This window comes from Spirosoma liriopis (assembly GCF_023196085.1).
In the GTDB taxonomy this organism is placed as follows: Bacteria; Bacteroidota; Bacteroidia; order Cytophagales; family Spirosomataceae; genus Spirosoma; species Spirosoma oryzicola.
The window spans coordinates 2,058,685-2,081,219 of record NZ_JALPRF010000001.1 but is presented as its reverse complement, the minus strand read 5'-3'; the positions used below and the strand labels follow the sequence as shown (position 1 = coordinate 2,081,219).

Genomic DNA, 22,535 nt, shown 5'->3' with positions numbered 1-22,535 from the left:
CACAAAGACGTTGCTTTACTACAGAAAATCGCAACTAAAATTAACGAATTAGCCCCACATTATCCGCTGCGTCCTTTTTAAAATTATGCGCTAATGAACAAGGTTTCGAGACAAAACCAGCCGGAATCCTTTACTGAACGATTCAGCGGGCGAAAAATGAAGAAGATAGTATAAACGCAGGTTGTAGCCAGATCTTATAAATATGTAAGCATTACTGATAAAACAGTATCATTAGCCAAAGCGTAGTAGCCGTCTGACGATTGATTTCGCCCCTGTCAGCAGCGAATTGCGAACAGAATAACTGGTGTTTGTTGATAAATAAAGAATTTGCTACTAATTATACGGTATAAACTTAGTATGTCATAAATACATAGAAGAAAATTTATACTGATTAATGGATTACACGGAGCAGATAATCTCCTTTCACAATTTCATAGCTGATGAATGCATACCCGGCGTGTCGCTTGACTGTGCAATATTTGGCTTTCACGACACGCGGCTAAAAGTCCTGCTACTGCGCTGGAAAGATACCAGCGAGTGGTGTTTGCCGGGTGGATTCATCTACAAAACTGAGTCTGTTGATCGGGCAGCCGAACGGGTGTTGTACGAGCGAACGGGTTTAGACAAGCTGTTTCTACAGCAATTTCATTTGTTTGGCGATGCCGTTCGGTATGACCGCGAGGAAATGTGGCGTAGACAGAAGATGCCCATGTCGTTTAGCGAACGCTGGCCCGAACGAACCTTATCCGTTGGTTATTACGCGTTGGTAGATCATACGCAGGTAACGCCTACACCCGACTTTATGACGGACGAGTGCCGCTGGTGGGATATAAGTGACTTACCCTCCTTGCTATACGATCACCGCCAGATTGTAACCGTTGCCTTACAGACGCTCCGGTCGCAACTCAACTGGCAGCCCATCGGTCTGAATTTGATGGCTGAAAAATTCACCATTCCGGAACTGCAGCGACTGTACGAGGCTGTGCTCGATAAACCGTTGGACGCTCGCAATTTTCACAAGAAAATTATGGGTCTGCATATCCTGACCCGGCTTGATGAGCGTCGAACGGGTAAAGCGCATAAATCGCCTTTCCTATACCGGTTCGACCGGGAAAACTATCAGAAAGCGCTTGGCAATGGTAATCTGAGCTTCGTCTAGCTTGAAATAAGCTACTTAAAAGCAGCTGTTTATCAGTTAGGTAAGTAAGCTTAATCCAACATTAAGCTTATGCTGGCGGTTGTTTCCGTGAATACAACTCGTGTTACTATGGAAACAAATACGTCGGAAAACCGCGAAATTGGAATTGGAGTGATCGGTATGGGTGGCTTTGGCTTGTTTGCCGTTCAGCAGTTTCTTCAGACTCCGCACACGAAACTGGTGGCAATTGCCGGATCAAAACGGGAGGAAGCTATCCGAACGGCTAAGCGTTTCGGTGCTGAGCAACTCGAAAGTCTGGAGGAACTGGTAAACCACCCGGAGGTTGATGTTGTCTACATCGCTACACCACCGTTTTTGCACTACGAGCAAGCCATGCTGGCGCTGAACGCGGGTAAACACGTCATTTGTGAGAAACCGTTGGCCATGAATCCAGAACAAGGCCGTGAAATGATCGAAAAGGCCAGGGAAAAAGGGCTGCTCATGGTAACGAACCTCATGCAGCGGTACAATCCCATGTTTGCCCGGATAAAGCACCTGATCGATAAAAAGCTGCTGGGTGAATTTCTGCACGGTTATTTCGAAAACTACGCCGGTGATGAAGGGCTTTCACCCGAACACTGGTTCTGGGATCGAAGCAAAAGCGGTGGTATTTTCATCGAGCATGGCGTTCACTTCTTCGATATGTTTTCGGGTTGGCTCGGTGAGGGAACCGTAAAATCGGCCCAGATCGTGAAGCGGCCTAATAGCAACGATATCGAAGATCAGGTACAGGCAACGGTGGAGTACGGTGATGACGAGACGGGCCGCAAACTGGTCAACTTTTACCACGGCTTTACGCAGACGGGTCGGATGGACCGGCAGGAAATGCGGTTGTTGTTCGAACGGGGTGATATTACGCTTTTTGAGTGGGTGCCAACGCGCATCGTACTACGGTGCGTGGCTGACGAAGAAACGACACGCGCGCTGATGGATCTGTTTCCCGGTGCCCAGCTCAATGTAACGGGCAACATCGGTGGTAAGGATTTACCACTGCGTGGACGGCACAAAGAATTCAACGCCTACCAGCAAATCGAGATTCGATACGGCTTCGAGACGGAGAAGCAGCATCTCTACAGTGAACTACTTCGGTTGATGTTCCGCGATCAGGTTTCTGCTATTCACTATCCGGAAACGCACCGCATCATTCGGGAAGAAAACGGACTAAATTCACTGCAAACAGCGGCTGGAGCGGATCAGTTAGCACGTCAGTAGACGACCGTTCAGTCACGAATAGCTACAATTAATAAAAAAATTTAAAAATATACCCGCGTGAACCCGAGTAGTCATACGAACTCCCTGATTTTTTGCGACATTTGCCGTATCTTATCTAATCTCTCCGCATAGCGCATGATCTCGGAGTCTCAACTACTCGACAACCTGGACGGGCAATTGCCGGGTGTATTACCTACCGGTGGCCCTATCCAATCGGCTATTACGTACGAAAAAATTCCTACCCACATCTACGCCGATGCGAAAGCTGCGTCGTTGGCGGTGGCGCAGGAAATTGCTGACCTGATTCGGCAGAAACAGAGTGAAGGCAAGCCCTGCATTCTTGGGCTGGCAACCGGCTCGTCTCCCAAAACGGTTTACGCCGAACTGATTCGGATGCACCGCGAAGAAGGGCTTAGTTTCCGCAACGTCGTTTCGTTCAACTTGGACGAGTATTACCCGATGGAGCCAAATTCGTTGCAGAGTTACTGGCGGTTTATGCGGGAGCAACTGTTCGATCACGTCGATATTCCACAGGGAAACTATCACGTGCCGGATGGAACACTGTCGGTTGATAAAGTAGCTGAGTTTTCGAAGCAGTACGAAGCCCAGATCGAAGCCGCTGGCGGCCTTGATTTTCAGCTGCTCGGTATTGGTGGTAACGGTCACATTGGCTTCAACGAGCCGGGTTCGCTCATCAACTCGCACACCCGCCTGATGATGCTCGATAATTCGACGCGTGCTGCCGCAGCGGCTGATTTTGGCGGACTGCCCAAAACACCCCGGAAGGCAATTACGATGGGGGTATCCAGCATCCTGAATGCGCGCCGTGTTGTGCTGCTGGCCTGGGGTGAACGCAAAGCGCCGGTTATTCGCGGAGCCGTTGAAGGGTTAGTAACAGAATTGAACCCGGCTTCTTACCTGCAAACGCATCGGAACGCGCTGTTTGTGATTGACACGGCGGCTGCTTCTGAGCTGACCCGCATGAAAACACCCTGGTTGGTGGATTCGGTTGTGTGGGACAACAACATGAAGAAGAAGGCGGTCACGTACCTGTCGCTGGCGCTTGATAAACCGATCCTGAAATTAACGGACCGGGATTATAACGACAATGGAATGAGCGATCTGCTGGCCCAATACGGTCAGTCGTACGATATCAACATTGACGTTTTCAACCAGCTTCAGCACACAATCACAGGTTGGCCGGGTGGTAAACCAAACGCTGATGACACGAACCGTCCCGAACGGGCGCAACCTGCCAAAAAACGCTGCCTGATCTTTAGCCCACACCCGGATGATGACATTATCTCGATGGGGGGCACGTTCCAGCGGTTAGTTGATCAGGGTCACGAAGTACACGTTGGCTACCAGACATCGGGCAACATCGCTGTGGCAGATGACGAAGCCCTGCGCTTTGCTGATTACGTTGTGGATTTCAACAGTAAGTTTGGCATCAATAGCCCCGAAGCTACCCGGATTTTCCAGGATGCGGCTGCATCGCTGCGGGAGAAGAAGGATAGCGAGATGGATACGATTGAGGTGCGCTACGTGAAAGGACTTATTCGGATGGGTGAAGCGAAAGCAACCTGCCGGTTTGTTGGTGTTCCGGTCGAGCAGGCTCACTTCATGAACATGCCTTTCTACGAAACGGGGAAAGTCGCCAAGAAACCGCTCAGCGAGGAAGATATCAAGATTACGATGGCGCTGATCGAAGAAGTTAAGCCGCATCAGATCTACGCAGCTGGTGATCTGGCCGATCCGCACGGTACGCATAAAGTTTGTCTGGATGCCGTTCTCGAAGCTGTTCGTCGCCTGAAAGGAGCCGACTTCATGAAAGAATGCTGGGTATGGCTATATCGCGGTGCCTGGGCCGAGTGGGACATTCACGAAATTGAAATGGCTGTTCCTATGTCGCCTGACCAGGTAACGAAAAAACGGTTTGGTATTTTCAAGCACCAGTCGCAGAAAGACGGCGTGGTATACCAGGGAACCGACTCGCGGGAGTTCTGGCAACGTGCCGAAGAACGCAACCGGGGTACGGCTGAATTGTATAACCGTCTTGGTCTGGCCGAATACGAAGCAATGGAAGCTTTCGTCCGCTGGAAATATTAAGAACAATAGCAATAGTTTTTTGCCCCGTATGAAACGTTTCATACGGGGCTTTTTTATGCTTGCTATAGAGACTCTACGTGGTGTCGGTTTCTCAAAACCGACACGGGTTGATGACGCCAACTGTCGGTTTTGAGAAACCGGCACCACACGACCCCATACCAGAGACAAGCCTTACAAGTTGAATGGTCCAATGCAGCAACCATACAATATACCGATTTACTTCTGAGTGAATGAAAATGAAGGACTAGCGATATTAAAATATCGAGTAACTAGTTATTGTGATATAGATTTTAGATATAATTGCATCATTATATAATAGTTGTATTATAATTGAACTTCTGTCAACAACATGACAAGACAAAATAAGCAGCGAACGCTTCGGCTATTTGCGCTGCATGAATTTATTCAGGATCACTTTACAAAATCCGATTGGATCAAGGTAGCGTACCTGACTGACAGCTTGGAACTGATTGAGGATCATCCCCGGCTGTTGCGCAGCCTTGACTTCAAAGATGATGATTATGAGGGGAATAGCTTGCAGGTCTTGTCGAAGTTGCTCAGCGAAAGTAGCAGTAATCTATACGAAATTGAGCGATTTGTGGAGGCTAAAAAAGCAACAATGAGCCGCTCGGTTCGCGTAATACCGGAGTATATTTCTACCGTTCAGGTCGTTGCTCCCGAACGTGTAATTACGTTTGCGCCCGACGTTTTCCGAATACCCGACAAACCCGTTGAGTCAACGGTACTATCCGTAATGATGCCATTTGAAGCTCGATTTACCGGAACGTATACCGCCATTCGAAATGTATGCGCCAGACTGGGCATTGAATGTAGGCGAGCCGACGATATTTGGGATAATAGTATTCTTATTCAGGACGTGTTTGATTTAATCTATACCTCAAAAGCCGTCATTACCGATTTCACCGATCGTAATCCAAACGTATTCTACGAAACAGGCGTCGCTCACACGCTCGGGAAGGTCGTTGTTCCCATCACGCAATCGGTCAATGATATTCCGTTTGATCTTCGGCACCACCGCGCTCTGACGTATTTACCCAACGCAGAGGGATTGCTGAAGTTAGAAACTGATCTGGAAAAGAAGTTGAAGAACGTGTTTGGTTAAGGTTTCGTAATCTAGTCGTACCTTCGAAAAACCTGCGTTTCGTAATCTATTCCTGATTCTTATGCAATCGTTTGTCTCGACGAGTACGGCTAACGTTAAATCAACGTCAGTTGCTTCCGGACGTCTGCTATCGCTGGATTTTTTCCGGGGCCTCACGGTAGCGGCCATGATCCTGGTTAACAACCCCGGCGACTGGGGCCATATCTACGCGCCCCTCGAACATGCCGCCTGGAATGGCTGGACGCCCACGGATTTAATTTTTCCCTTTTTCCTGTTTATCGTCGGCGTGTCGATAACTTTTGCGTTGGGAGGAGCCGGAAAATTTGAGAACGAAGGTAAGAAAGGTATTGTCGGCAAGATCGTGAAGCGGAGCGCGACGCTTTTCCTGCTAGGCTTGTTCCTGAATTTCTTTCCTAAATTCGATATTACGACCGTTCGTATACCGGGGGTATTACAACGGATTGCGCTGGTCTATCTAGCCTGTTCCCTGATCTTCCTGAAAACAACCTCTCGTCAGCAAGTTACGCTATTAGCGGTGCTGCTGATCGGCTATTGGCTACTAATGACGTTGGTACCCGTTCCCGGTGTGGGCTACCCTAACCTCGAACCGGAAACGAATCTGGCAGCCTGGTTCGACCGGACATTGATTACACCCGCGCACGTTTATAAACCCGCTAAAGTCTGGGACCCTGAGGGGTTGCTCAGTACACTTCCCGCTATTGGTACCGGATTGCTTGGCGTACTAACGGGAACGTGGCTACGGGCCGACCGATCTCCAGCTGAGAAAATAGCCTGGCTTTTCACGGTTGGCTGTCTGACAACGTTAGCCGGGCTCATCTGGAACAGCTTTTTCCCGATTAACAAAGCGCTTTGGTCCAGTTCGTTTGTCTTGCTGGCGGGTGGTCTTGCCATGCTCGGACTGGCGATTTGTTATTGGGTGATCGACGTGAAGAATTACCGGCGCGGTGTGCTTCCTTTCGTAGCGTTCGGCATTAATGCTATTACCGTCTTCTTTCTGTCGGGTCTGATTCCCCGCATCATGAACCTCATTCATGTTGATCAGCCGGATGGTACAAAGACTGGCCTGAAAGAGTACTTATATCGGTCATTCATTGCACCACTTTTTTCGGACCCAACCAATGCATCGCTGGCCGGAGCGTTGACTTTCGTGCTTATCTGGTTTGGAATTTTGTGGTGGATGTACCGAAAAAATGTTATTATTAAGGTGTGACTCAGCACACTACCGACCTCAAGTATCAGATCGAACGCATTCTCAATTGGGAGCCGTCATCGCACTGGCGACCCCGTGATTTCGTGCAGTTGAGTGATCGTATCCACACGTACACGCACCAGCGCATCGACGCTTTGGAACTACAAGTGTTTTGGCAAACATCCGAAGTGCCCTCTCCTGATTTACTGAATGCCTTAGCCTGCTTTGCAGATTATACGGACTGGGACGATTTCTACGAACGCAATTCCTACGGTACTGTTGATGTAGAGGATGGCGTAGCACTGACCCATCCACCCATGTGGGAAATCCCGATGAAATGGGTAATTGCCATTTGCTGGTTCTCGGTGATAGCCTCCGTTATCGTTGCCGTTTTGTTAGTGTGGAAGCGATAAACGTTTCGTCTACCTTTGTCGTTATTACCATATACTTTAGTTACAGAACTATAACCTTATATCAAACGACCGAATGGTACGTTTTCCGCTTACACTGGGTATGTTGCTCGGTGTTACAATAGCTTTAGCGCAGTCCGCGCCTAAACCAAAATCGCCGGCTCCTAAAACGGCAATTTCACTAAATAGCCCCATCCCGACCGACCCGGCCGTAAAAGTCGGTAAGTTGCCCAACGGCTTGACCTACTACATTCGTAAAAACGCCGAGCCGAAAAACCGGGCCGAACTGCGTCTGGTCATCCGGGCGGGGTCGGTACTGGAGAATGACAATCAACAGGGCCTGGCGCACTTCATGGAGCACATGGAGTTTAACGGCACAAAGAATTTTCCGAAGAATGAGCTGGTTAACTTTCTGCAATCGTCGGGAGTACGTTTCGGCGCTGATCTGAACGCGTATACGGGCTTTGACGAAACCGTGTATCAGTTGCCCGTTCCGACCGATTCGGCCAACGTATTCCGGAAAGCGTTTCAGATTCTGGAAGATTGGGCGCACAACGCAACCATTGATCCGACAGAGGTAGATAAAGAGCGTGGGGTTATTCTGGAAGAACGGCGGCTTGGACGCGGGGCCGGACAGCGCATGCGCGACGAGTACTTTCCAATTCTGCTCAATAACTCGCAGTACTCGAAGCGTCTGCCCATCGGGACCGAACAGGTATTGACGACCTTCAAAACCGAAACCCTTCGCCAGTTTTACCAGGATTGGTACCGGCCCGATCTGATGGCTGTCATTGCCGTTGGGGATTTTGATGTAAAGGAAGTCGAGGGAATCATCCGCGAAAAATTCGGACGTATTCCGGTTGTCAAGAATCCCAAGCCGCGTACCGAATACGATATACCGGCGCACAAAGACACGAAAGTTGCTATCGTGACGGACCCCGAACAGCCTAACACGGTGATTCAGGTCATTTATAAGCGTCCCGAGATCAAGGAAAAAACGCTGAACGATCTGCGGGAAAGCATCAAACGCGGTCTGTTCAACACGATGTTGGGTAACCGGATTCAGGAATTGACGCAACAGGCTGATCCTCCGTTCCTGGGTGGTTACAGCAATTACAGTGATTTTCTGGGGAACTTGGACGCGTTTACGTCTATTGCGGTGGCCAAAGAAGGGAATGTGGAGCGCGCTATTCGGGCAGTGCTTGACGAGAATGCGCGGGTCAAGCAGTTTGGTTTTACGGCTACTGAGTTAGCACGGGCCAAGCAGGAATTCATGACGAACGTTGAGCAGGCATACAGCGAGCGTGACAAAACTCGTTCGGTCAATTACGTCAATGAGTACGTTCAGAATTTCACAGACAAAGAACCGTACACCAGCATTGAGTTTTACTACAACTTCCTCAAAAAAGAGCAGGATGGTATCAAGTTGCAGGAAGTCAATGCGTTGGTCGATCAGTTTATCCACAATGACAATCGGGCGGTTATTGTCATGGCTCCCGAAAAAGATAAGGCTAAACTACCAACGGTTGAGCAAATCCTCAGCTACGTTGACAACGCCGGAAAAGGACTGACCGCTTATGATGATAAAACCATCGATAGTCCCTTGCTGACTACGCAGCCAACCGGTTCGCCCGTTGTGAGCGAAAAGCAGATCAAGGATATTGATGTGACCGAATGGACGCTTAAAAATGGCGTTCGGGTGGTCTTGAAGCCGACGAATTTTAAAAACGATCAGATTCTTTTCTCTGCCAGTAGCTTTGGTGGAACCTCGCTCTACGACATGAACGATTTTACGTCGGCGCGTTTCTCGTCCACGTTGGCAGCCATGGGCGGAACGGGGGCTTACAACCAGGTTCAGTTGGGTAAATTTCTGTCCGGTAAGCAGGTTAGCGTGTATCCCTACGTAGGTGAGTTGAGCGAGGGCGTCAACGGAAGCGCAGCTCCGAAAGATCTGGAAACGGCGCTGCAACTGTTGTATAGTTACTTCACACAGCCTCGTAAAGATCCGGACGTAGTAAAAGGTTTCCTGTCTAATCAGCGGAGTGCCTTACAAAATCAGATCAATACCCCAACACCCGCGCGGGTGTTTCAGGATACGGTGCAGGTGACATTGGGTGGTAACAATCCCCGTCGTCAGCCCCTCAAGCCAGAGGATTTGGACAAAATTGATCTGGACAGAGCATTGAAAGTCTATCAGGAGCGCTTTGCGAATGCCGGTGATTTCACGTTTTATTTCGTCGGTAATTTCAAGGAGGACCAGCTTAAGCCGTTAGTTGAAAAATACCTCGGCGGTTTACCATCAACCGGTAAGGCTGAGAAGTTTAAAGACCTTGGCATTCGGATTCCTTCTGGCCAGATCAGCAAAACGGTGTATAAAGGGCTTGATCCAAAAGCAAGCGTTCAACTGGTTTACAGTGGTGATCTTACCTGGTCGCCCGAAACGACAACGCAACTCGATGCACTCGCCGAAGTGCTTGAAATCAAACTGATCGAGAAGCTTCGCGAAGAAGAGAGTGGCGTCTACGGTGTAAGCGCCAATGCGGCCTACAGCAAATACCCCGTTCCGCGCTATACCTTCCGGATTGGTTTTGGTTGCGCCCCCGACAATGTCGAAAAACTGGTTGCCAAAACGCAGGAGTTGATCAACGACCTGAAACAGAAAGGGGCGTTACCCACCGACATTGCCAAGTTCAAGGCCGAAACCCAGCGCGAAACCGAAGTGCAGTTGAAAGACAATCAGTTCTGGCTCGGTTATTTACAGAATCAGTACTACAATGGGGATGCTCCCGATGAAGTGTTGCACGAAAAAGAGCACTTGAACAAGGTAACCGTTGAAAGCACGAAAGAGTCTGCCAACACCTATTTTGGGTCAAACTACATTCGTCTGGTGCTGATGCCGGAGAAAAAGTAACGGCAAAGGTAGACCTGCTGAGAGCGGCAGCCGGTACGGATCGATCTGTACCGGCTGCCGTTTTTCTTTTACCAATGTTATCGCCTACCTTTGCCCGACAACTTTAGGGGTGTCTGGCCTGCGTGGACCAGACTGAGAGAATACCCTCACTACCTGATGCAGCTTGTACTGCCGTAGGGAAAAGTTAAGGCGCATACGTCGCTACCTCTCCTCTAAAGTTGCTGTTTACTAACTCTTTCAACAGCAACATGTATTTGTCATCACAATCGATCTGGGCCGACATAACGCGAATTCGCGATCAGGCTCCACTTGTCCACAGCATTACCAACTTCGTGGTCATGAACAACACGGCGAATGCCCTGTTAGCGCTGGGTGCTTCGCCCGCGATGGTTCACGCACCGGAAGAAGTAGACGATTTCGTGGCTATCGCGAGTGCGCTGGTCGTTAACATCGGTACGCTGGATGCCACCTTCGTTGCGGGTATGAAACTCGCCATGCGCCGGGCAAAGGAGTTGGGCAAACCTATCATTTTCGATCCCGTCGGTGTTGGCGCTACGACTTACCGCAATACCGTCAGCGCCGAATTGTTAGCGTTGGCTGCGCCCGACATCATTCGTGGTAATGCTTCCGAAATTATGGCACTGGCTGGCTTGAACGCGCAGACAAAGGGAGTTGACAGCTTGTACGGGTCCGATGCCGCCGTAGACGCTGGTCGGCGGTTGAGTTCGGTGTGGGGTTCCGTTGTGGTCATCAGTGGAGAAACAGATTATATTATCCACGGCGAACAGACCGCAACAATTGATAATGGTCACCCACTCATGACCAAAGTAACGGGTATGGGCTGTACCGCTACGGCGCTGGCTGGTGCATTTGCGGCTGTCGACACGGATTATTTTCAGGCCGCTACCCAGGCGATGGCTGTCATGGGAATAGCAGGCGAATTAGCTGCGCTGAAAAATCTGGCACCAGGTAGTTTACAGCTTAACTTCTTGGATGCGCTGTATGGGTTAACAGAATCGGATATTGTCGAACGGCTTAAATTAACCATACTGTGAGCCCGCTGTATCTGGTCACCGACAGCCTGATTGCGCGGGCGGCAGGCCACACGGTACCCTTCGTAGTGGAAGAAGCGTGTCGGGCGGGTGTGAAGTGGGTGCAATTGCGGGAAAAGGAACTGTCAACGCGAGAGTTTGTGGTTGTGGCAGCGGAGGTTAAACGCATTACACAGCACTACGGCGCTAAACTGATCATCAATGATCGGGTTGATGTGGCTTTGGCCGTTGATGCTGACGGTGTCCACGTCGGTCAGGACGATATGCCGTCCATAATGGTTCGTTCGCTGATTGGACGGGGAAAGGTGATAGGTTTATCCGTCAATAATTTAGCCGAGTTACAGACGATAACGGATGCCGATGTCGATTACCTGGGCGTCGCAACTGTGTTTCCAACGGGTACAAAACAGGACACGTCCAGTTTACTTGGCCTGGACGGTCTGGGGGCAATCTGTGCCCAGACAAACCTGCCGACATTTGCCATCGGTGGTATCAACGCATCCACTATTCAGCAGGTAATGCAAACGGGCGTAACAGGTGCCGCGGTTGTCTCGGCTATCTGTGGCCATCCGTCTCCTTACGAAGCTACCTGCGCGCTTATCCAACTCATTGACGAAAGCGTATGAAAACTTACACACGTACATTGACCATTGCCGGTTCCGATAGTGGAGGGGGAGCCGGTATCCAGGCTGATCTGAAAACGTTTTCGGCGCTTGGCTGCTACGGCATGTCGGTGCTGACGGCGCTGACAGCTCAAAATACCCAGGCCGTGACGGATATTTTAGCCGTACCAGCTGCCTTCATCGCTGAGCAGTTGAAGGCTGTCCTGAGCGACATTGGTACTGATGCAGTCAAAATAGGCATGTTGCATACGCCGGAAGTGATCAGGCAGGTAGCCGAAACCCTAACCGAATTTGAGGTAACCAATATTGTGCTTGATCCTGTGATGGTGGCAAAAAGTGGGGATAAACTCTTGCAGGACGAAGCCATTGACGCCTTACGAAGCTATTTGCTACCCATTGCTTCGATTATTACACCCAACTTACCCGAAACAAGTGTGCTGTTAGGCCGACCGGTTGAAACCGAGTCTGATATGTACCCGGCGGCTGTCGATCTGGCGAAACTTTGTCCCGGTGCTATTCTGGTAAAAGGCGGTCACTTGGATACGGTTGAGAGCACGGATCTGCTGTATATTTCCGGGAGCGAACAACACCAGTTCCAAACGGAGCGCATACCCACCAACAATTCACACGGAACGGGTTGTACGCTTTCGTCGGCTATTGCTGCCGGTCTGGCTAAGGGGCTGTCGATGGTTGAAGCTGTAGGTGCAGCTAAGGCTTATCTTACGCAGGCGCTTCAGGCTGGGGCCGGCTATCGACTGGGGCACGGACATGGGCCAGTTCATCATTTTTACAGCATTTGGCAATAAAGCTATGACGTTTACGGACCAACTTTGGCAGGAGATTGCTCCTGTGTACGAAGTCATTCTGAGCCACGGTTTTGTGGAAGAGTTAATGGCAGGTAGTCTACCATCGCCCACATTTCAGTATTACATTCAGCAGGATGCGCTTTATCTGGCTGATTTCAGTCGGGCGTTGAGCCAACTGGCCGCTCGCTCCGCAAACCCAGACGATATGCTTCAGTTCACGCAGTTCGCCCAGAATGCAATCCTGGTGGAGCGCGCGTTGCACGAAACGTATTTTTCGCTGTACGCCATTGAGCCGGAGACAACCAAGATGCCGGCTTGTTTTGCTTACACCAATTATTTGCTGGCAACGACATCCTTGCAATCCATTGCCGTAGGAGCAGCCGCTGTACTGCCTTGCTTCTGGATTTATCGGCAGGTAGGCAAGTACATTTACCAGCAGGCCATTCGGGAAAATCCGTACCGCGCCTGGATAGACACCTACGCTGGTGATGCGTTTGATCAGTCGGTGACACAGATGCTCCGGCTAACCGATCAGTTTGCCGAGCTAGCAAGCCCAACCGAGCGGGCGAACATGCAGGAGGCTTTTCGGGTGTCGAGTCGGTTGGAGTGGTATTTCTGGAACGATGCGTATACCCAAAATCGATGGCTCGTTTGAGTGATCGTTGTGGTGTCGGGTGAGTGGTGTCGGTTTCTTAAAACCGACACTTGGCAGCAATACCTCTTGTCGGTTTTGAGAAACCGACACCACTCGAATTCAGGCCCAACCCGACACCACAACTAAGCTACTCTTCGATCAAAGACTCTATCGTTTTTAGCATACTTGGCAACTTTTCGTGGGCGTTGTTACAAAGGATGATCACTGTTTTATCGGCGTTGATGTACCGGACAATCTGCGTTTTATAGCCGGGATTGTCGCCATCGTGCCATACAATCTTACCCAGTTTATCGCTCTGTCTGAGATTCCAGCCAAAGCCATACGGTGACAAGGTCCCATCGTTCAATTTAGCCGGGGTGAAGGCATCGGTTAGTGTCTGCTGACTAACCAGACGATTAGCGTACAAGGCCCGGTCCCATTTCAAAAGGTCGCCAGCCGTAGAGCTGACACGACCCGGCCCTTTGCGGTTTCCTAGCCAAATCGAGTAATCGAACTGCGGGAATGAGTCGGCCCGGACGTATCGCTTTTTTTCTGGAACGTACATATGTCCCCACGCCATGTTCGCTAGTTTGCGTTTGTCCTCACCAGTGCGAATATCCGTTTGCGTCATATTGACCGGCTTAAAAATCCGCTCCCGGCAAAATTCAACGAAATCCTGCCCTGACGCTTTTTCAGCAATGCTTGCCAGCAGCATATAACCGGTGTTGCTGTAGGTATATTTTTCGCCCGGTTCAAACAGCCGGGGTGGGTGGTATTGAATCAGGTAAGCGATGTTATCGCCATTGTTCGCCACTTTGCTCTTATCCCAATGCTCGTCCATCACCGCCTGATAATCGGGTAACCCCGATGTGTGGTTCAGCAGATGACGGATTGTGATGCCCGGGTACGGCAATCCCGGAATATATTTTTCGATCAGGTCGTCATAGTGCAGCTTGCCTTGTTCGTTGAGCATCATAATCGTCATAGCCGTGAACTGCTTCGAGACAGAGGCTAGCTCAAAAATTGACGAAAGGGTGATTGGCTCCTTTGTGTCAAAACTCTTGTAGCCGAACGCTTTCTGATAAACGGCTTTTCCTTTGTCAGCAATAAGCACGACACCGCTAAAATCAGGAGCACTGGCAAAAAGTGAGTTGAGTTGCGCTTCCAGTTGAACTGATGAGCCGGTTCGTGGTCGACTACAGGAAACGAAAAATACGGTCAGGCAGGATAAAGAAGTAAAGAAGCAGTGAACGAGAAATTTCATCAGTGGCAAACAATGGGATGGCTAAAAATAGCCATTCCCGTAGCATTCGCGGTGAAACGCGGAAACAATCTTAGCTACCTGCCTCGATTTGCCGTTTTTGTCCTATTGTTGGGCCTCCCGGTGGCGCAGTTCATGGTAGGCATCTTCGGTCATGCCCAGTTTCCAGTAAGCCGCTGCATGTAGCTCGTGGTTCGCCAACCGGTGTTTCATGCGCAGATAATCCCGAATTTCCTTGGTCGCCATAACTTCCGTAGCTACCCAGACAAAGCGGGTTTGTTTTTGCGCATCGGGGATGACAGTTTCGAAAATAGCTTCCTGCAACAGGGAGCTTTTACCCGCTTCAATACCGTTTCGGTGCAACCAGTGCAATTGAATATCCGCATCATACTCTAGTGGTTGTTCCTCGGTTTCATCGGGAATTTCGACAAAGGCTACTCCTTTAGCGGTAGCGGGCAATTGCTCCAGAATAGCTCCGATAGCTGGTAAGGCGGTTTGGTCCCCAGCCAGTAAATACCAGTCGGCTTCCCGATAAGCAATGTTGGGTCGCAAGGCTACACCCAGATAATTACCGATCTGAACGTGCGTGGCCCAGGCCGAAGCAGGACCTTCATCGCCGTGAAGAGCGAAGTCAATCGCTAACTCACCTGTCTGCGGCTCGAAAGACCGTACGGTATATGTCCGAACTGTCGGGCGGCTTTCGTCGGGTACTGGTAAAGGCTGCCCATTCGCATCGAACGTTGGCAGTAGAGGCTTTTCCTGACCCGGTTGGGGGAGTAAGATTTTAAGGTGGATGCCGGGCATCAGGCCAGACAGGCCAATCAGGCCGTCGCTGGCTACCACAACCCGTCGCATATGCGGAGTGATGTCGCGGACGTGGACAACTTGGGCTGATTCGAGGATAATAGGCCGTGGCGCTCTTGTGTTCATGAGTAGTATGATCCTTCTGGGTATCGTAGATTGTTTAGAATAAATCTAAACTGAGTATTTGTCAATTAAAAGCCATTGGAGAAGAAAGATTGAAAATAGTTGTTGAGCCTATCCAACAACCGGACAGGCTATGCAGTCTGGTTTGTCAAAAAGGCTTAAATTTCCCGAAATTTCCCAGTTTCGGCCCTTGAGTGGGTTTCGACTCAATTTGAACGAATCATTGTGAGTGCTACCAAACCTGAGCTTCGGACAGTTAATGTAATACGGTACGGCAAACCGTTGCGCGAAGGCGGGTCATTGCCAGCCCTGGTTGAGGCCGATGATGATTTCCTGTACGTACTGAAATTTCGCGGGGCCGGGCAAGGCACGAAGGCGCTTATTGCCGAACTGATCGGTGGTGAAATCGCGCAATTGCTTGGGTTACGGATACCTGAACTTGTCTTTGCCAATCTGGATGAAGCCTTTGGCCGAACCGAGCCCGACGAAGAAATTCAGGATTTGCTTCGAGCCAGTGAGGGGCTTAATCTGGCGCTTCATTACCTGTCGGGCTCCATCACATTCGATCCGCTGGTAACGACCGTCGATCCGCTACTGGCTTCGCAAATTGTTTGGCTCGACTGTTTGATTACAAACGTTGATCGGACTGTGCGTAACACGAACATGCTTATCTGGCACAAAGAACTGTGGCTGATCGATCATGGCGCATCACTTTATTTTCACCATTCCTGGCAAAACTGGGAAGAGCAAAGCCGCCGACCATTCGCGCAGGTCAAAGATCATGTGTTGTTACCACAGGCGACCGAACTCGATGCGGTTGATGCACAATTCCGGCAGATTCTTACCACTGAGCGTATTGAGTCAATCGTTGCGTTGATTCCTAACGAATGGCTCACCAATGAATCCATGCCCGAATCGGCAGATGAACAGCGGCAGGTATACGCCCAATTTTTAGCGAACCGGGTTGCCACATCAGAATTATTTGTCAAAGCAGCAAAGGAGGCTAGAAATGCACTTGTTTGAGTACGCCGTTATTCGGGTTATGCCACGCGTTGAGCGAGAAGAGTTTCTGAATGTTGGCGTTATTGTGTATTGTCCAGCACAAGGCTTTCTGAAAACGGTATTCGAATTAAACGAAAATCGACTTCGGGCTTTTTCCGCTGAGCTGGATATTGAGGAACTTTACGATCGTCTACGCGCTTTTGAGCGAATCTGTGCCGGACGCAAAGAGGGGGGAGCCATTGGCCAATTGGCGATAGCGTCTCGCTTTCGCTGGCTAACGGCTATGCGCAGTACGGTGGTGCAGACCTCGCCTGTCCATCCGGGCTTGTGTACGGATGCTGGCGAAACGCTGGCTCGGCTGTTTACGCAGCAAGTTCTCTAAGCGAACCGGGCAGATGCGAAATCAGATACTTTCGTTTTTGTGTCATTTCATGCCTATGTCCTTATCCGTTCCGAAAAAGCTTATCGGTATACTATGCGCTTTAGCGACCGTCAGTTACGGGCAGCCCCGGACTGATGCTTTTCTAACCAAATTGTTTGCTACCAACCAGAACCCGGTCTTTCAGGAAGTCATCAGACATTCAGACTCCTACCGATTGCAACTAATTTATACCCGGATCGACCGCGACAAGCGGAACAAGCCGTCGTTTACGAATTATTATTTCAACGTTGACAGCACGAGTTACTTCAATCCGGCGTCTACGGTAAAATTGCCCTTGGCGCTTCTTTCGCTGGAAAAACTGAATAACCTCAAAAATCCGAAGGTGACTAAGTTTACGGCTATGCAAATTGACAGCGCCTACAGCAAGCAGACAAAGGAATGGCACGACGAAACTTCCGAAACGGATTATCCTTCCATTGCGCATTTTATCAAAAAAGCATTTCTGGTTAGCGATAACGATGCCTACAGCCGGATGTACGAGTTTGTTGGCCAGCGCGAAATCAATCGATCACTGCACGCGAAAGGGTATCTGGATACGCGCATCACACACCGATTTGTGCGCATGACGCCCGACGAGAACCGGCACACCAACCCGGTTCGATTTATTCAAAATGACGGGACAACGATCTACGCGCAACCTGCCGCTTACAATACCGATCCGTTCGATTTCAGCCGGGTGACGACGTTAGGAAAGGGTTACTACGCCGGAGATAGTTTGGTACACCAGCCGTTTGATTTTACGGAACGAAACAAGCTACCGCTTCCTGCCCTTCAACAGCTGTTGCAATCGGTGCTGTTTCCGGCTTCGGTTCCGGCGCAAAAGCGATTTAACCTAACACCCGACGATTATCAGTTTCTATACCAATACCTTTCTCAGTATCCGGGCGAAACCAATTACCCAAAATACGATAGTAAGCAGTACTACGACAGTTATGTAAAGTTCTTTTTTATGGACAGTCTGCACCGCCAAATGCCAGAAGGCGTTCGGGTGTTCAACAAAGTGGGCTGGGCGTATGGCTTTATGACGGATGTATCGTACGTGGCCGACTTTCGGCACAACGTTGAGTACATGCTGACGGCTACGCTTTACGTAAATAGCGATGGCATCCTGAACGACGATAAATACGAATACGATCGTATCGGTCATCCGTTCCTTTATCAGCTCGGTCAGACAATCTACCAACATGAATTGAAACGTAAGCGCCAACACACGCCTGATCTGAGTGCTTTTCGTGTTCCGTACGAAAAACGCCGGACTGATGACCGTCCGGTGATTAAGGATGTAGATAACTAAGCGAGTGATTGTCAGAACCGCCACCGTGTCTGAATCTTGACTTCGGATTTATGCGGGGCATTGATCTGGTCAAGGTCGGAGCCGACCGTTTGCTGATTAATTAAATCCGTCCGTGACCAGCGCAGCCAAATCGTCACATGTCGGTTCAGATTATACTGCGCCAGTAGATAGTGCCGAAAGCCGCGATTGTAATAAGCGGGAAACGAGAAAGCGTACAGGACATCACGCTCGTAAACGTACTGCCGACTGTCGTAATCGTCGGTTCCAAAGAGCGCGATTCGGCCACTTAAACTTAGCTTTCGCAACTCCAACGTAGCATCCTGAACCAGCGCAAACCCATTCGAGGACGATTGTGCCGAATAAGCAAAGCTTCCCCACTGCACCCGCGACCGCAATGACAGGCCAGGAGTGAGTTTATACTCCGCGTTAAAAGCCAAACTTCGCCGTGTGGTTCCGACAATTACCTTGGGATTGCTGTCGGGTAGGTTCTTCTGTTTATGCTCTTCGTGGTAGATCGCGTAAAAAGCGGTCTGCCGGTTCGGCGTATAGCGTGTTTGTAGCAAATAATCGAAGCCACTGGACGGCTTTTCCACTAAAAACTTTAACCAGGGAAACCGGAAATAATCCACAAAAGCACTTACGGTCAACTTGCGATACACCGTGTATTTTGCACCTACGTAAGCACCTGATTCGTTGATCGTCCTACTGCCTTCACTGAATCCATTGCTATAGAAACTATGAAAATTCTGGTCGTAATGGCGAATCAGAATAGCAAGGTCAATTTTTTTAGTGAAGCTCGTCAACGTACCGATTACGACACCCGTACCGCCTGAATTAGTTGCTGAACCACTGCTGCGGGCTACTTCACCGAAGAAATTCCAGTTGCGCCAGATATAACCGCCGTGTAATCCGAGAACAAGATTATGCTTGCCCGTAAATTCGTACTGATTATAAGGCAGATTACGTCGGCGGAAAAAATTGTCGAAATCGGTACGTAGAAACGTTAATCCTAACTGGCTTTGCCGCCGGTCATGGTACAATAGGTGAGCGCCAATGTTTGTTTCAAGCAGACTGCCCTGATCGTCCAGTTCAGATGGAGTACGGTGCAGACCCGAAGTTTGCAAGGAGGTCGCAATAACTTCCTGGTTATCCGTTGTGGTGTTGGCATCGCGTCGGTTACGGGCGGCCATGAGTGTCAGGTCAAGGGTGGGCCGAATGGCATAAGTAGCCGTAGCACCCCGGAAATAACCGTACTCGGTAAGCGACGTGTAAGGCCGGGCTCCCAACGTTGGCCGCCGAACCGTTTGAACGGTTTCTGCGCTTTTTCCCAGAACAAACCCGGCTGACAGGACCAGCCCCTGCCCAACCTGGAGTTGATAATCGCCCAGTATGATGTTGCGCCAGCGACCACGATTTTGTAGCTGTGCGTGAAAAGAGACGTAATCAGTGCCATACTGACGGGCCGAGGGTTGCCAGCGCATGGCTTCTCCGGGGTCTTTCTCTAGTGTCAATCCCACACTAAATGCTCGTGGCCTGCTGTACCGGTAGCGAGCGTACCACTGCTGCGAATTGCCAAGATAACGAGTAGGTAGTTTGCCATTCTTGTCGGCTATAGCTTCCTGGTAGCCTTTCTGCTGTTCCATTACTTGTTCGTAACGGACAATCAGGTAGTTGTCCGTTGGTGTCGGCAAATTGCCAAACAGTCCGGACGTACCGGCAACGGTCACAAAAGGAATTAGTCGACGGATGGTCGGCAAGTCAAAATCAGGAACGGCCTGTAGTTCGTAGACAGACAATAAATCACCAACGTCAAGTCGGTAGTTTGCCAGGCTCGTTAGCTGGCGTTCCGTAAGCAAATACGTCGCTTCGAGTTCTTCCCGCGTAGCCGTGTTAAGGTCAAGTGGATTCGCGTAAAGCTGCGTTAAGGCGTCGTACACGGATTGGTAATCGATGCCTTCCGTCTGCACCGGAAATAAATCCTGGATGTACCGGCCAACTGCGTCGGTTGACCGATCCGGGTTTCGATTATAGGGATTCGATTGAGCATAGACTGAGACACAAGTAATTCCCCAGCTTGCCAGAAGCAGGTAAACAATATGTAAGTTCGTCTTAATCACCGGTTAATCAGTAGAGTCGATTATCGGGCTTTGACGGTTCGGTTATTCGTAAGTAACTGTTGTGTAAAATCGATCTATTTATCGGTGCGTACTCTTTTACGCTGTTAACGCATCATTACGAAAACCGTCGTTTCAGAATCTCGACCAGTTCGCTTACTTCATCACTGCTCATATCCCAGAGGTATTGAGAAGCATACCGGTAAGAAATCAAGTCAAGTGCTTGTCCGTAACTATCCAGCGTATCAATCTCGGCAATAGCCTGATTGTAAGCGCCTGTGTTGCCGTTGAAAAGCTGATTGATAAAGCGGAACTTCTGGTTAAGCGAAATACTGCGCGCAATACTTTCGATGGGAGCGCGATGAAACGTTTCGGCGACAGTCGTCGCTTCAGGTTGCGCTGTTTCCCGCAACGTGTCGTTCAAGGTAGGCGTCGTCTCCGAAGAAGCGGAAGCTATGGGTTGATCGGTATGGGTCGTCGTTGGCTGTGAAATTGCGCCCGTTTGCAACTGCGAAGGCTGGCTGATTGGCGCAACGGGTTCCGGACCTGAATCACCATCGAGAAACATAGGTCCACCCGAGGTTGTGTCATCAATTGACATCGGTTTGGGAGTTGGATCGGGTACCGGTGCAACAGCCGGAGGAACCGTGTTTTCGTCGGCGCGAACGATGGACGCTGCGTTTTCGATAGGGACCAGTGGAGCAGGCGGAACCCCCGACCCCGATTCGGTTGCGGTGTCGAAAAACGACCGTCCCGGTGCTGACGGAATACTGTCAGGTACGTGGCTGCGCAACAGGGCCTGAATATTCATCGGCACTTTCTCGGAGAACAGCGCAACAAATTTGTCGTAATGCTCTAGCTCATGACCGCGCTGAGTCAGTGCTTCGTCCAGGTAAGTCAGGGCCTGATTGACGTAAATAAATGGCTTGCCGCTCATTCGCTGCGAAATATGCGTTGCAATAAACTGATTGATCTTTGTGTAGCGAATGATCTGCTTGAGCGCTGTAGCGGTAAGCGTGAATTCAGGTTGCCCACGTAGCAGATCGTCGAAGTACGCACGTGGGTCAAAGATCAGCGTAATTGTCCGACGGATCGCATCGGCAAGTAAAGGTTCAAGGTGTTCGCGACGAACGCAAATATGCTGAGACACCGTGTTCATGAAGGCCTGCAACGCTTCCTGCACGTCGGCATTGGTAAAATCGAAATACGGACTACGAAACTTTTCCGCGTCGGCCTGCCATTTGTCTGATAAGCTGCTGATGACGAGAAGATTAATTTGGCTAACGGGCGTCAGCGACAGAATTTGCTGTCCATTGATGGTCGAGTGATTCTGGTAAAAATCATTGGCTGTCCGACGGGCGTAGGACTTGCTATATTCAGTAAGTGCGTTGGCGTTAAACTTGTTCGACATCAGGAAAAGCCTTTGTTTTGTAAATATAAAGTTTTCGGACACAAACCGCTTTGGCCCGTAAAGAATTTAAAAAATGGTTCATGGTCTAAAGTAAGCCAACGAGCAAACGGTTGACTTGTTCGACCCGAAACGGTTAATTGCTTTTACAACCACTGGTACATCATGTTTATCGAACCGACCCGACGACGCGAACCTCCCCATCTCCGCACTGGCTGGATTGAGGTTATCTGTGGATCAATGTTTTCCGGTAAAACCGAAGAACTGATTCGGCGGCTTACACGCGCTCGTATTGCTAAGCTTAAGGTTCAGATATTCAAACCGGCTATCGATACGCGTTACCACGAGGAAAATATTGTCTCCCATTCTGCCCTGACCATCCACTCAACCCCAGTGCAAACGGCGGGCCAGATTTTAGCCTTAGCGGGTGACTGTGATGTGGTTGGTATCGACGAAGCTCAATTTTTTGACAAAGAAATTGTCGAGGTCTGCCGAACGCTGGCCAACCAGGGGCAACGAATTATACTAGCGGGCCTGGATATGGATTATTCAGGGCAGCCGTTCGGGTGTATGCCCCAGTTGATGGCTACAGCGGAATACGTTACCAAAGTCCACGCCATTTGTGTGGTGTGTGGCGACATTGCGCAGTATTCGTACCGGCTGGTGCCCTCGCAGGAGCGGGTTTTGCTGGGCGAAACCGATAGTTACGAAGCCCGTTGCCGCCGTTGTTTCAACCTGGGCGACGAAGCTGGACGAAAGGAATGGGCGTATGAAGACGCTGATACAAATGAATAAGTAA

General features: G+C 50.0%; 19 protein-coding genes and 1 riboswitch. Of the genes, 15 read left to right on the top strand and 4 right to left on the bottom strand.

Annotated elements, in window-relative coordinates; all coding sequences use genetic code 11:
* Positions 1-394: 394 nt before the first annotated feature.
* The 11 genes from M0L20_RS08710 (at position 395) to tenA (ending at position 13,309) form a co-directional block, all read left to right on the top strand.
* The gene (locus M0L20_RS08710) at positions 395-1,159 is read left to right on the top strand and encodes an NUDIX hydrolase (protein ID WP_248476516.1); all 765 of its coding nucleotides are present in this window, start codon (positions 395-397) and stop codon (positions 1,157-1,159) included.
* Between the two features lie 108 nt (positions 1,160-1,267).
* Positions 1,268-2,410 (top strand): Gfo/Idh/MocA family protein, encoded by a 1,143-nt coding sequence (locus tag M0L20_RS08705; RefSeq protein ID WP_248476515.1) that lies wholly within the window; start codon positions 1,268-1,270, stop codon positions 2,408-2,410.
* 135 nt (positions 2,411-2,545) lie between these two features.
* The gene (nagB, locus tag M0L20_RS08700) at positions 2,546-4,519 is read left to right on the top strand and encodes a glucosamine-6-phosphate deaminase (protein ID WP_248476514.1); all 1,974 of its coding nucleotides are present in this window, start codon (positions 2,546-2,548) and stop codon (positions 4,517-4,519) included.
* 349 nt (positions 4,520-4,868) lie between these two features.
* Positions 4,869-5,642, top strand: a complete 774-nt coding sequence (locus M0L20_RS08695) for a hypothetical protein (RefSeq protein ID WP_232560415.1) — start codon at positions 4,869-4,871, stop codon at positions 5,640-5,642.
* Positions 5,643-5,703: 61 nt separating this feature from the next.
* Positions 5,704-6,873 carry an acyltransferase family protein gene (locus tag M0L20_RS08690; RefSeq protein ID WP_248476513.1) on the top strand — a complete coding sequence of 390 codons (1,170 nt, stop codon included), beginning with the start codon at positions 5,704-5,706 and terminating at the stop codon, positions 6,871-6,873.
* Positions 6,870-7,265 carry a hypothetical protein gene (locus M0L20_RS08685; RefSeq protein ID WP_248476512.1) on the top strand — a complete coding sequence of 132 codons (396 nt, stop codon included), beginning with the start codon at positions 6,870-6,872 and terminating at the stop codon, positions 7,263-7,265. The genes M0L20_RS08690 and M0L20_RS08685 overlap by 4 nt, the downstream gene beginning before the upstream one ends.
* 73 nt (positions 7,266-7,338) lie before the next feature.
* On the top strand, positions 7,339-10,173 hold the full coding sequence (locus M0L20_RS08680; RefSeq protein ID WP_248476511.1) for a M16 family metallopeptidase: 2,835 nt from the start codon (positions 7,339-7,341) through the stop codon (positions 10,171-10,173).
* 95 nt (positions 10,174-10,268) lie between these two features.
* A riboswitch (TPP riboswitch) is annotated at positions 10,269-10,370 on the top strand.
* Between the two features lie 51 nt (positions 10,371-10,421).
* Complete coding sequence (thiM, locus tag M0L20_RS08675) at positions 10,422-11,228, top strand: hydroxyethylthiazole kinase (RefSeq protein ID WP_248476510.1); 807 nt, start codon at positions 10,422-10,424, stop codon at positions 11,226-11,228.
* Positions 11,225-11,851 (top strand): thiamine phosphate synthase, encoded by a 627-nt coding sequence (thiE, locus tag M0L20_RS08670; RefSeq protein WP_248476509.1) that lies wholly within the window; start codon positions 11,225-11,227, stop codon positions 11,849-11,851. Before thiM ends, thiE begins: the two co-directional genes overlap by 4 nt.
* Complete coding sequence (gene thiD, locus M0L20_RS08665) at positions 11,848-12,654, top strand: bifunctional hydroxymethylpyrimidine kinase/phosphomethylpyrimidine kinase (RefSeq protein ID WP_248476508.1); 807 nt, start codon at positions 11,848-11,850, stop codon at positions 12,652-12,654. Before thiE ends, thiD begins: the two co-directional genes overlap by 4 nt.
* Positions 12,655-12,658: 4 nt before the next feature.
* Positions 12,659-13,309: a thiaminase II gene (tenA, locus tag M0L20_RS08660; RefSeq protein WP_248476507.1), complete on the top strand. Its 651-nt coding sequence runs from the start codon at positions 12,659-12,661 to the stop codon at positions 13,307-13,309.
* A 127-nt stretch (positions 13,310-13,436) separates the two neighbouring features.
* Here the strand turns inward: tenA and M0L20_RS08655 are convergent, their stop codons facing one another.
* Together M0L20_RS08655 and M0L20_RS08650 are read right to left on the bottom strand one after the other, a co-directional pair.
* On the bottom strand, positions 13,437-14,552 hold the full coding sequence (locus M0L20_RS08655) for a serine hydrolase domain-containing protein (protein WP_248476506.1): 1,116 nt from the start codon (positions 14,550-14,552) through the stop codon (positions 13,437-13,439).
* Between the two features lie 102 nt (positions 14,553-14,654).
* Positions 14,655-15,479, bottom strand: a complete 825-nt coding sequence (locus M0L20_RS08650) for a siderophore-interacting protein (RefSeq protein ID WP_248476504.1) — start codon at positions 15,477-15,479, stop codon at positions 14,655-14,657.
* Positions 15,480-15,701: 222 nt separating this feature from the next.
* On the opposite strand from M0L20_RS08650, the gene M0L20_RS08645 reads away from it, so the two are divergent.
* From M0L20_RS08645 to M0L20_RS08635, 3 genes are read left to right on the top strand one after another with little or no spacing between them, the layout of a single operon-like run.
* On the top strand, positions 15,702-16,499 hold the full coding sequence (locus M0L20_RS08645; RefSeq protein WP_248476502.1) for a HipA family kinase: 798 nt from the start codon (positions 15,702-15,704) through the stop codon (positions 16,497-16,499).
* Entirely contained in the window at positions 16,486-16,860 is a 375-nt protein-coding gene (locus M0L20_RS08640) for a DUF3037 domain-containing protein (protein WP_248476501.1), read from the top strand. The genes M0L20_RS08645 and M0L20_RS08640 overlap by 14 nt, the downstream gene beginning before the upstream one ends.
* A 55-nt stretch (positions 16,861-16,915) precedes the next feature.
* Positions 16,916-18,214 carry a serine hydrolase gene (locus M0L20_RS08635; RefSeq protein ID WP_248476499.1) on the top strand — a complete coding sequence of 433 codons (1,299 nt, stop codon included), beginning with the start codon at positions 16,916-16,918 and terminating at the stop codon, positions 18,212-18,214.
* A gap of 11 nt (positions 18,215-18,225) precedes the next feature.
* Here the strand turns inward: M0L20_RS08635 and M0L20_RS08630 are convergent, their stop codons facing one another.
* Positions 18,226-20,181, bottom strand: a complete 1,956-nt coding sequence (locus M0L20_RS08630; protein WP_435531825.1) for a ComEA family DNA-binding protein — start codon at positions 20,179-20,181, stop codon at positions 18,226-18,228.
* 265 nt (positions 20,182-20,446) lie between these two features.
* Complete coding sequence (locus M0L20_RS08625) at positions 20,447-21,739, bottom strand: DUF8457 domain-containing protein (RefSeq protein WP_248476495.1); 1,293 nt, start codon at positions 21,737-21,739, stop codon at positions 20,447-20,449.
* 162 nt (positions 21,740-21,901) lie between these two features.
* Here M0L20_RS08625 and M0L20_RS08620 point away from each other — a divergent pair, with 162 nt between their 5' ends.
* A complete protein-coding gene (locus M0L20_RS08620) occupies positions 21,902-22,531 on the top strand; it encodes a thymidine kinase (RefSeq protein ID WP_232560400.1) in 630 nt (209 codons plus the stop codon).
* The last annotated feature ends 4 nt before the right edge of the window (positions 22,532-22,535 follow it).

Excerpts from the sequence above, each read along its gene's own strand:
- nagB (WP_248476514.1), top strand. The coding sequence starts at position 2,546 with ATGATCTCGGAGTCTCAACTACTCGACAACCTGGACGGGCAATTGCCG.
- M0L20_RS08625 (WP_248476495.1), bottom strand. The coding sequence starts at position 21,739 with ATGTCGAACAAGTTTAACGCCAACGCACTTACTGAATATAGCAAGTCC.
- M0L20_RS08695 (WP_232560415.1), top strand. The coding sequence starts at position 4,869 with ATGACAAGACAAAATAAGCAGCGAACGCTTCGGCTATTTGCGCTGCAT.
- M0L20_RS08705 (WP_248476515.1), top strand. The coding sequence starts at position 1,268 with ATGGAAACAAATACGTCGGAAAACCGCGAAATTGGAATTGGAGTGATC.
- thiD (WP_248476508.1), top strand. The coding sequence starts at position 11,848 with ATGAAAACTTACACACGTACATTGACCATTGCCGGTTCCGATAGTGGA.
- M0L20_RS08710 (WP_248476516.1), top strand. The coding sequence starts at position 395 with ATGGATTACACGGAGCAGATAATCTCCTTTCACAATTTCATAGCTGAT.
- thiM (WP_248476510.1), top strand. The coding sequence starts at position 10,422 with ATGTATTTGTCATCACAATCGATCTGGGCCGACATAACGCGAATTCGC.
- M0L20_RS08635 (WP_248476499.1), top strand. The coding sequence starts at position 16,916 with ATGTCCTTATCCGTTCCGAAAAAGCTTATCGGTATACTATGCGCTTTA.
- M0L20_RS08690 (WP_248476513.1), top strand. The coding sequence starts at position 5,704 with ATGCAATCGTTTGTCTCGACGAGTACGGCTAACGTTAAATCAACGTCA.
- M0L20_RS08640 (WP_248476501.1), top strand. The coding sequence starts at position 16,486 with ATGCACTTGTTTGAGTACGCCGTTATTCGGGTTATGCCACGCGTTGAG.
- M0L20_RS08680 (WP_248476511.1), top strand. The coding sequence starts at position 7,339 with ATGGTACGTTTTCCGCTTACACTGGGTATGTTGCTCGGTGTTACAATA.
- tenA (WP_248476507.1), top strand. The coding sequence starts at position 12,659 with ATGACGTTTACGGACCAACTTTGGCAGGAGATTGCTCCTGTGTACGAA.
- M0L20_RS08620 (WP_232560400.1), top strand. The coding sequence starts at position 21,902 with ATGTTTATCGAACCGACCCGACGACGCGAACCTCCCCATCTCCGCACT.
- M0L20_RS08650 (WP_248476504.1), bottom strand. The coding sequence starts at position 15,479 with ATGAACACAAGAGCGCCACGGCCTATTATCCTCGAATCAGCCCAAGTT.
- M0L20_RS08655 (WP_248476506.1), bottom strand. The coding sequence starts at position 14,552 with ATGAAATTTCTCGTTCACTGCTTCTTTACTTCTTTATCCTGCCTGACC.